This window comes from Halalkalibacterium ligniniphilum (genome assembly GCF_000334155.1).
Taxonomy (GTDB): domain Bacteria; phylum Bacillota; class Bacilli; order Bacillales; family Bacillaceae_D; genus Halalkalibacterium; species Halalkalibacterium ligniniphilum.
Genome location: NZ_ANNK01000062.1, coordinates 1 through 9405, shown reverse-complemented (window position 1 = coordinate 9405; position 9405 = coordinate 1). Strand labels below are relative to the sequence as shown.

General features: G+C 39.9%; 7 protein-coding genes and 1 pseudogene. 5 read left to right on the top strand and 3 right to left on the bottom strand.

Annotation, left to right across the window (positions count from 1 at the left end; all coding sequences use genetic code 11):
- Both BLT_RS21525 and BLT_RS0106090 read right to left on the bottom strand, forming a co-directional pair.
- A pseudogene (locus tag BLT_RS21525) lies at nucleotides 1-189 on the bottom strand (DUF2268 domain-containing protein); the annotation flags it as partial.
- A 176-nt stretch (nucleotides 190-365) separates the two neighbouring features.
- Nucleotides 366-2540 carry a DNA topoisomerase III gene (locus BLT_RS0106090; protein WP_035425603.1) on the bottom strand — a complete coding sequence of 725 codons (2175 nt, stop codon included), beginning with the start codon at nucleotides 2538-2540 and terminating at the stop codon, nucleotides 366-368.
- 227 nt (nucleotides 2541-2767) lie between these two features.
- On the opposite strand from BLT_RS0106090, the gene coaA reads away from it, so the two are divergent.
- On the top strand, nucleotides 2768-3712 hold the full coding sequence (coaA, locus tag BLT_RS0106085) for a type I pantothenate kinase (protein ID WP_017726918.1): 945 nt from the start codon (nucleotides 2768-2770) through the stop codon (nucleotides 3710-3712).
- A 99-nt stretch (nucleotides 3713-3811) separates the two neighbouring features.
- On the opposite strand, the gene BLT_RS0106080 is transcribed toward coaA, so the two are convergent.
- The gene (locus BLT_RS0106080) at nucleotides 3812-4543 is read right to left on the bottom strand and encodes a CAP domain-containing protein (RefSeq protein ID WP_017726917.1); all 732 of its coding nucleotides are present in this window, start codon (nucleotides 4541-4543) and stop codon (nucleotides 3812-3814) included.
- A gap of 363 nt (nucleotides 4544-4906) precedes the next feature.
- On the opposite strand from BLT_RS0106080, the gene BLT_RS0106075 reads away from it, so the two are divergent.
- The 4 genes from BLT_RS0106075 (at nucleotide 4907) to BLT_RS0106060 (ending at nucleotide 9304) form a co-directional block, all read left to right on the top strand.
- A complete protein-coding gene (locus tag BLT_RS0106075) occupies nucleotides 4907-5497 on the top strand; it encodes a cell wall hydrolase (RefSeq protein ID WP_017726916.1) in 591 nt (196 codons plus the stop codon).
- A 261-nt stretch (nucleotides 5498-5758) separates the two neighbouring features.
- Nucleotides 5759-6412, top strand: a complete 654-nt coding sequence (locus BLT_RS0106070) for a hypothetical protein (protein ID WP_017726915.1) — start codon at nucleotides 5759-5761, stop codon at nucleotides 6410-6412.
- Between the two features lie 180 nt (nucleotides 6413-6592).
- A complete protein-coding gene (locus BLT_RS0106065) occupies nucleotides 6593-7831 on the top strand; it encodes a CCA tRNA nucleotidyltransferase (protein WP_017726914.1) in 1239 nt (412 codons plus the stop codon).
- Between the two features lie 411 nt (nucleotides 7832-8242).
- A complete protein-coding gene (locus BLT_RS0106060) occupies nucleotides 8243-9304 on the top strand; it encodes an LCP family protein (RefSeq protein ID WP_017726913.1) in 1062 nt (353 codons plus the stop codon).
- Nucleotides 9305-9405 lie beyond the last annotated feature (101 nt).

The window sequence follows — 9405 nt, the reverse complement described above, 5'->3', positions numbered from 1 at the left end:
ATCAGGATAAAACAAGCCCTGCATAAGCAGCTGTTGATGAAGCTGATCCGTTTGGGGGTGCCGAAAGATTTTTTTTAATGGTAGGATCAAATATTTACGTTGCAATTCATATCTCTGTCCTAAAAAGGTTGCCTTTCGCAAATGTGTTAAATACCATGTAAGCCATTTATCGGTTCGCACCGTTCCCATCTACACACCCCTTCATGCCTCTACTCCTGTTGTAATGTATGTGTAAAAATAGGTTCGTGACAGGGCTAGCAATGAAACATAAATAACAAATCGTTGCGGAAAAGGCATGCTCTTTTATTACAGGAAGAAGTAGTGATTAAAAATAAAAAGGACAGACAAATGTCCATCCCTTTTTTCTATGTGCTCGTATCCTTTTTATCTTCAAAAAGAAACGTAAGTCCACCCTTCTTCTCATCCCAAGCAAGAGCAGCTTGAAATGTTTTCTCTCCTTTTTTAAAGCCTTTTATGACATTGGTTTTTCCTTCTATCAAAAGACGCTTCACATTGGCTTGCGAAATTTTTTTACCGAGAATCATTTTTGATATCGTAAAGGTACAGCCTTTTTTTCGATACTCCGCACATCCGTAAAACGCTCCTCGATCCAAAAGGCTGCCACCACAGCTCTTGCACGTACCAACGATAGCTCCCCCTTTGCTCTTACGTTTCGTTTGGCGTTGGATAGACGATGTATCAAATGAAGAAAAATCCCATGCTTTCGATCGCTCATAAGCTTCTTCAATTAAATGCTGAGACAGCTTTTTGACTTGCTCCATAAACCGTTTCGGGTCAGCCTCTCCTCGACCGATTTCTAAAAGACGTTGTTCCCATTTTGCCGTCATTTCTGGCGACGTTAAAACACTGTCCCCTAACGCCTCGATCAGCAATTGTCCTTTTTCTGTAGCGTACACCTGATTTTTCGTCACTTGAATATAGCCACGGTCTTTTAAAATTGAAATAATCCCTGCTCTTGTTGCCTCTGTTCCAAGTCCTTCCGTTTGCATTAACACCTTTTCCAATGCTTCATCTTCAAGGTATTTCCCAGCCGTTTTCATTAACGTTATTAATTGTCCCTCAGTGAAACGGTGCGGCGGTTTCGTTTTTCCCTCACGAACTTCAGTCGTAAGAACGTCACCATTCCAGCCCTTCTCCACATGAGGCACCTCCATATTTTGATCTTTTTGCTCGTCTGGAAATAAGACGTGCCGCCAGCCCCGTTCAAGCATCTGCTTCCCCTTTGTCACAAAGGTTGCACGCTCGTCCACCTCCGTTTCAATCGTTGTGTGCTTGGCAATCGCAGATGGAAAATGGGCAGCGATTACCTGGAGCACGACAAGATCGTAAATGGCTTTTTCCTCTTTTGACAATGACTCAAGCTTCGGTAGCTGTTCGGTTGGAATAATTGCGTGATGGTCGGTCACTTTCGCCGGATTGACATAGCGCCTGTCGTTACTAATGGTTTTAATTGGAAGCGGAAAATACTTTTTATAGGCATCAAACGTAGAAAGAGCCTTTAGAATTTGTGGAAAGGCGCGTGCTTCCTCCTTTGTTATAAAACTCGAATCCGTTCTTGGGTATGAAAGATACCCTTTAACATAGAGCTTTTGCGCTAAATCAAGCGTTTTTTTCGGTGAGAACGTATAACGTTTATTTGCAGTCGCTTGCAAACTAGACAAATTAAACAAATAGGGAGGCTTCTGCACTTCCTTTTTTTCTTCTACGCTCGTAATCTTCGCTTTTTTCCCAAGGCAAAACTGAGAGATTGCCTCAGCCATTTTTTTCTCAAGGATGCGAGTCTCCCCTTTTTTATGCCATGTACCCACGTAGGTTTGTCCTTGCATCTTAAACGTAGCATTCACTTCCCAAAATGGCTTTGACTTAAAGTTAATAATTTCTTTTTCTCGCTGAACAATTAAGGAGAGCGTAGGTGTTTGAACACGTCCTGTTGAAAATAAATCATGAATGCCTTGTTCCTTCAACAGCAAGGTATATGCTCGAGAGGCGTTCAAGCCAACAAGCCAATCTGCGCAAGATCGACTTAGCGCTTCATAGTAAAGGGGGCGTGTTTCCTCTTCTGTTTTCATCTGTTGGAAGCCTCGTTTCACCGCTTCTTTTGTCAAAGAAGAGATCCACAATCGTTTTTGCGGTTTTGTGGAGCGACAAAGCGATAAAATTAAGCGGACGATAAGCTCTCCCTCACGACCAGCATCACCGGCCATAATGATTTCTGATACCTTTTGATTTTGCACGAGTGATTTTATCACTTGAAACTGTTTCCCTTTTCCACGCTGTACCTGATGTTCAAACCGTTCGGGGATCATCGGAAGGGTTTGAAGGCTCCATCGCTTCCACTTCGGATCGTAATGCTCCGGCGGTTTCAATTCACAAAGATGACCTACCGCCCATGTGACATATGCCCCCATAGGGAAAGTAGGACACGGCTTGATTTCTATAAATCCTTGTTTTTTCTGATGTGGAAAGGGCTCTGCCAATTTCTTCCCTTGATCTGGTTTTTCTGCAATAATCAGTTTCATCGTTTCCAACTTCTTTCTGTCTTGCGATTCATCCTCCCTATTATACTAGGTGAGCTTCTACATGAACATGAAAGATAATCTTGCACTTTTGTGATCCGAAAGAAAATATAAATCCGCCAATACTCTCCTTCCGTTTTTGTCTATATTAAAATAACGGATGTTTTCGTTCACTTATTCATGTAAAATAGAGCCTAGTAGTTCCCAGTCTATTTAAAGGAGCATCATTCATGATCGACACACAAAACTTTTTTCCATACACCACCTTTTCGCGAAAGGAATGGGCTTCATTAAAAGAATTCCCCTCTTTTTCAATAACCGATAAAGACTTAAAAGATATTCAAGGTGTGAATGAACAAATCTCCTTATCAGAGGTTGCCGAAGTCTATGTTCCACTCGCTCAGCTTTTACATATGCATGCAAGCGCTTTCCAACAGCTTCATCAAAAAACCCATCTCTTTTTCAATAAAAAAACAGAAAAAATTCCGTTTGTGATTGGTATTGCTGGAAGTGTCTCAGTTGGAAAAAGTACGACAGCTCGGCTTATACAGATGTTGCTCTCCCATTGGCCTGCACATCCAAGTGTAGACCTTGTAACGACAGACGGATTTTTGTATCCAAATGCGTTCCTTGAAGAACGTGGTTTGATGAAGAGAAAAGGCTTTCCGGAAAGCTACGATATCCATAAGCTGATTCAATTTTTAGCCGATATTAAGGCGGGTGTTCCCGAAGTAGAAGTGCCTGTTTATTCGCACTTAACCTACGATGTTCTTTCCAACCAGGTTCAAAGGATCAATCAGCCTGATATTGTTATTGTCGAAGGAATCAATGTGCTGCAAGTAGGTAAAAAAGACGGCCTAATACCTGATGTTTTTGTTTCTGACTTTTTTGATTTTTCAATTTATGTCGATGCCCAAGAAGAAGATATCATGAATTGGTATATCGAGCGGTTTAAAGTTTTACGAAATACAGCCTTTCAGCAACCACAATCCTATTTTCACCAGTTTCGTCACTTATCAGATGATGAAGCCTATGCGTTTGCCAAAGATATTTGGACAACCATTAATAAAGTCAACTTAGAAAAAAACATCCGTCCAACACGTCATCGAGCTGATTTAATTTTACATAAAGGAAAGCATCATCAAGTGGATGAAGTAAAACTGCGTAAAATTTAAACATACAATCGGACACGCCCTCCCTCATCTGTCTCATTTTCTACTTACTTAGCTTTAAAGAAGACCTCTCCAATTAGAGAGGTCTTCTCATTCATTCTATTAGCCTTTGAACAGTTGAACGAACATTTTACCGTAAGGACCGCCTTCCACTACTCCAATACCTACTTCTTTAAAGCTTGAATTTAAAATGTTGGCACGGTGTCCTTGGGAATTCATCAATCCTTGATGTGCTGCTTCTACCGTTTGGTTTCCAGCAAGGTTTTCCCCAGCCGTATTGTACTTAATTCCAAATTGATTCATCATGTCAAATGGTGAACCATACGTTGGCGAGTTGTGATCAAAGTAGTTTTTATCAATCATATCCTTTGCTTTAATACGTGCAACCTTCGTAAGCTCTAAATCCACTTTTAATGGTGCAAGACCTTGCTTTTGACGTTCCTGATTCACTAGATCGACCATTTTTTGCTCATCTTGTGTTAAGCCTTGAACTGCTTGTTCAGCTTTCGCAGGCTGAGCTGGCTGTTCAGCTTTCGGCTGTTGTGGAGCAGGATTATTTTGCTTAGGTGCCTGAACTGGCGTTTGTTGCTTTGGTTGGTCTACTTTCGGTTGTCCTGCCTTAGGCTGTAGACCTGGCATTTGAACAAAAATCTGACCATTTTTATATTGAACTTGAGCTTGGCTGAATTGCTGTAACAATTGGTTCAGTTGGTTCACGTCCTGAACTTGAATAACCTTTGTTTGTACTTGAAGAGGCTGTGCCGCATCTGCTTGTCCAGCAAACCCACTAAGCATTGCTCCGGCTAATAAAGTCGTAACAACTAATTTCTTCATGTTGTATCCTCCTTGATTTTTCGTGATGAAGTTGCCTTACACAAATCACTCTAGCACATTTTTTTCACCTATGAACATGGTAATTCTTGCATAACTATTCATATCTCCATTCTTTCAAAAATCAATTTAACCCTTTTATACCAACGCTTTTATAGGATTAATCGTCAGCTTACCAATAGAAAATATGCAGTTTTTTATAGAATTCTTCATATTTCGTTACACGATTGTAAAAATCGCTGTTCGTCCTTGCAGCCACAACCTCTTGGACGACTCTATCAATTCATTTGGGAAATTTTAGTTAAAGATTTCAATGCAAACATTTGCTAGTTTGATAGAGAGAACATTATAGAAAGGAAGTTAATTATGTACAAATGGATTCTAGCAATTTGTTTAGGAATCACTCTTACTTTAATTTCTGTCAATAACATTGCTGAGGCCAGCACAAGACAGCATACAGTTTCTCCAGGAGAATCTCTTTACAACCTAAGTAAGCAATATGGGGTCCCTGTTGAAGCGATTAAACGAATGAATCAAAAGACATCAAATGTCCTATATGCTCGTGAGCGGTTAACGATTCCCGCAGCCGTAACAGCGTCAGAACGGGACTTACTCGCCCGTCTTGTGCACGCTGAAGCCAAAGGTGAACCCTATGCAGGAAAAGTGGCAGTAGCAACAGTTGTGCTCAATCGTGTGGACAGTGACAAGTTTCCAAATAGTGTTCGTGAAGTCATTTATGAAAAGAATTCAGGTTATTACGCATTTTCTCCTGTAAAAAACGGTGAAATTAACAAACCCGCAGACGCAGAATCACATCGAGCTGTTGAGGAGGCTTTGCGTTTCCGTGGGCAGGGTGCAGGATCGCTTTTCTTTTATAACCCCCAAAAAGCAACGAGTAATTATGTTGCAACGCGACAGCAAACGATTGTGATTGGTAACCATATCTTTGCGAAATAATCGAATAGAGGAGGCTGGGACCAAGGGTGAGACCCCACAAGGAGGCTCACCAGCTACCCGCAAAAAGCGAAGGATATTTCCGAAGCGATTGCATGCAGCAACGATCATGACGTTCGGATTTCTCATCTATAAAAACTTTTATCCCAGCCTCTTTCTTTTTCTTATAAAAATTTTCAAAGATAAATGTGCTTAACATTCCTTACATTGGGGAATATGATACATATATAAGCAAGCACATCAAACGCTAAAGGTGGTGGCAAGATGAGTAGAATCTCAAGAATTTCTTCTCTTCGCACAGATAGAATGGTCGTTGATCAAGTCACAAGATCAAGCGCTTTTCAAGGCTTCAATCCAGTTGAAAAAAGCGAAGCAATCTCCATTTCTAAAAATGCTACCTCCTTACCGTCTGATAATTTTCTTCTATCTTATGAGCATTACTATGAAAAACTACAAAACTTAAAATCAGAACCCAAGACGCTAAATGAAAAAGACAATGAACATCATGAAGCAGCTCAAGCATTATCTACCAAAGAATATGAGCTGTTCAAACACACATTCGATCTTATCCAGAAATACAATGAAGCCATCTTTGCTCTTCTCCCCTTTGACAGAATAGCCGGCACGAGCTATTTTGAGGATATACGAACGGTTTATCAGTCTTTCTCAAAGCAGCTATCGGAGCTTGGTATTTTAGAAACAAATGAAGGCTTTTTAGAATTAGATGTGGATCGGTTTGTACACTATTTATCTCATGCACAAGCTGCAAATTTAAAACAAATTGGTGCATTTAAAAAAATGGTGTTGAAGAAATATCGCTCATTTATGAAGGTTCGTTTGACAAAAACTTCACCTCTTTCTGCGTATGAACAACACCCCTTACCTGTGAAAGGGCTACTCATTGAAGCTCATTTGTAGAATGGAATCATAAAAGCCTAGCGACTTCATACTCGTTAGGTTTTTTTTCGGCTTCTTTTTGTTAAAATGGAATGATAAAAGGCTTGGTCGATTTAGATAGAGCAAGCTGAAGGAATTTATCTAAAGGAAATGGATTGCATTACTATCTTGCATTTTCACATGCACAAAAGGAGTTTTGATATGACTACATATGCTCCGTTATTAAAAAAAGCACTTTCTCCAAGCCTTTTTGCCTTGCTGCAAATTTTAGGTCAAAGGGGAGATGCACAAAAATTGAACGTTTTTTTAGTTGGCGGAATCGTACGCGATCTATTACTAGGACGTCCAAACGAGGATATTGATGTTGTCGTTGAGGGGGACGGCACCGCTTTTGCCAAAGAATTGCAGATGCTGTTTGGTGGTAAAGTTACGTTTCATCCTTCCTTTGGTACAGCTACATGGATAACAGCAAAAGGCCAAAAAATTGATCTTGTTTCCGCTCGAACAGAATCTTATAAAGCTCCAGCAGCTTTACCAACCGTTGAGAAATCAAATCTACGGGCTGATTTGGCAAGACGTGATTTTACGATTAATACGATGGCCATACAATTAAACCCTTCTTCATTTGGTCAATTAATCGATTATTTTCATGGCAAAGCAGACCTTGAAAAAAAACAGATTCGTGTTCTCCACCATTTAAGCTTTATTGACGATCCTACCCGCATTTTTCGTGCGGTCCGCTTTGCCACAAGACTTATGTATAAAATTGAAGCAGCAACCTGGAAATTAGCCCAAGAAGCGTGCGAACTGGTGAAATTGTTGTCCAATGAACGCCTTGCCAATGAGCTACAGCTCATTTGCTCTGAACCACATGTCGTTCCATCGTTTCAAATGTTAGATGCATTAAAAATTTGGAAGACACTTATTGGTTTTCCCTTCACTGTTAACAATGAGGCTCATTTAAAAAACTGGTTGGAGAAACGGCCGATTCTTTCTAAAGATTTAGACTGGTTTTCCTGCCTAGCTGTGATCGGATATACAGAGGAGGCGTGGGAAAGCTCACTGCAAAAGCTTGCCTTTACACATCAGCAAAAAAGATTTTTGACCGAAGTTAGTCGTTTAAAAGACTATTTTAAGCACGAAAGAAACCTTTCCTACGGAGAGCTTCACTCGCTATGTAGACTGTTCAAAGAAGAAAGCTTGCAATTTTTTGCAGCAAAACCATTTGAACAACATGCTGCATTAATTGAAAGCTATGTAAAAAAAAGGAACAACCTTGTCCCTCTCTTGACCGGCGAGGATTTAAAATTGCTCGGCTTCGAACCGGGCCCCATTTTTAGCGAAATGCTCCTATCCGTTGAATGTGCGATGCTAGAGAAGATGATTCAAACAAAGGAAGAAGCGATTAATTGGGTGATACATAAAAAGCAAAAAGGCTAACGTCTCATCAACGGGACCACAGCCTTTTTGTTTTAAGTCATAGCTAAAGGGAAATGGTTCATTACATAGATTCTTCCATCAATCTTCAGATAGTCCGCCTCCACTATTTACAAGTTTTACTTCAAAACAGTTTAAATAGAAACTTTCTATTTACTTTATTTACCTTCAGCCTTACCAAAATTATGTTTCATGAAGTTATTCCAGTAAACCCATAATAGTAACAACAAATCAAATGAATAGCTTGTAAATATTTATGTCATTTTCTAGTTTTGCTCAATGATTTCGCATTTATTCATCACGTTATCTTTTAAAAAAAACATGTCCATATGACGAAAAATCACGTTTCATGCAGAAAAAAACGGATTATTTCTGATATAATTAGAATGGCTAGGTTGAGGAGGTTAATCTGGGATGAATTCAAGAATGGAACGAAAACAAAAAAAAGCGAAAAAAAAGCGCATAAAAAAACGATATATTATCCTTAGCATATTTGCTTCATTGTTCATTTTCTCTGTTGCTTATGGCGCCATTCAATATGAAACAGGCCGCTCAGAATCAATGAGCAAGCTTGAAGCGACTGACAACGCAAATGAAGGAAGCTTGGACCCTTCGCAAGAACTCCAATTCACTCCAGATAAGCCTGAAAATGAAGAAACGTTAAATGTGTTATTAATCGGAGTTGATACAGAGGAAAATGAACCTGCCCGAACGGATACAATCATGGTCGCACAATATTCACCAAAAGACGGAACAGCAAAGCTTGCCTCCATCATGCGTGACTCCTACGTATCCATTCCTGGTTACCAAGACAATAAAATCAATGCAGCCTTCTTCTTTGGGGGGCCTGAATTGCTCCGACAAACAATCAAAGAAAATTTTGACCTTGACGTCCATTATTATGCCATGGTCAATTTTGATGGTTTTGTCAGTCTCGTTGATGCCATTGCACCAAATGGAATAGAACTAGACATAAAAAATCGGATGTACTATCAATCGTCCAACACCTACATTGACTTTCAACCTGGCGTTCAGACGTTAGATGGACAGCAGGCTCTAAACTATGTTCGCTTTCGAAGTGATAGCAACAACGACTTTGGACGTGTTGCTCGCCAACAAGAAATGCTTAGCTTATTGAAAGATGAATTACTTTCTCTTTCAGGCTTAACGCGAGTACCTCGACTGATTGGCCAAATCGAACCTTATATTGATACAAATATTACAACAGGAAAAGTCATTAGCTTAGGTCGTGATTTTTTGTTAAACCCAGTTGAAGAAATTGAAACGCTGCGAATTCCGATTGAAAATGGTTATGTAGATCGTACCTATTCCCATGCTGGGCAAGTGCTGGAGCTTGATTTTGAAAAAAACCGTCAAGCCATCTCAGCATTTTTTAATCCTGACCAAGAAAACACGGAAATGATAATGTCTGCCCATGATCATATTGATGACGCCCCTTATGAAGAGGGACATTAATGCTTCCGTTTGTTTTTTATCCTATCGCTCTTTCATTGAAAAGGGGCTCGGACAAAAGAGTTTTTATTGATGAGAAATCCGAACGTCATGACGTTGCTGCC

Excerpts from the sequence above, each read along its gene's own strand:
- BLT_RS0106090 (WP_035425603.1), bottom strand. The coding sequence starts at position 2,540 with ATGAAACTGATTATTGCAGAAAAACCAGATCAAGGGAAGAAATTGGCA.
- coaA (WP_017726918.1), top strand. The coding sequence starts at position 2,768 with ATGATCGACACACAAAACTTTTTTCCATACACCACCTTTTCGCGAAAG.
- BLT_RS0106080 (WP_017726917.1), bottom strand. The coding sequence starts at position 4,543 with ATGAAGAAATTAGTTGTTACGACTTTATTAGCCGGAGCAATGCTTAGT.
- BLT_RS0106075 (WP_017726916.1), top strand. The coding sequence starts at position 4,907 with ATGTACAAATGGATTCTAGCAATTTGTTTAGGAATCACTCTTACTTTA.
- BLT_RS0106070 (WP_017726915.1), top strand. The coding sequence starts at position 5,759 with ATGAGTAGAATCTCAAGAATTTCTTCTCTTCGCACAGATAGAATGGTC.
- BLT_RS0106065 (WP_017726914.1), top strand. The coding sequence starts at position 6,593 with ATGACTACATATGCTCCGTTATTAAAAAAAGCACTTTCTCCAAGCCTT.
- BLT_RS0106060 (WP_017726913.1), top strand. The coding sequence starts at position 8,243 with ATGAATTCAAGAATGGAACGAAAACAAAAAAAAGCGAAAAAAAAGCGC.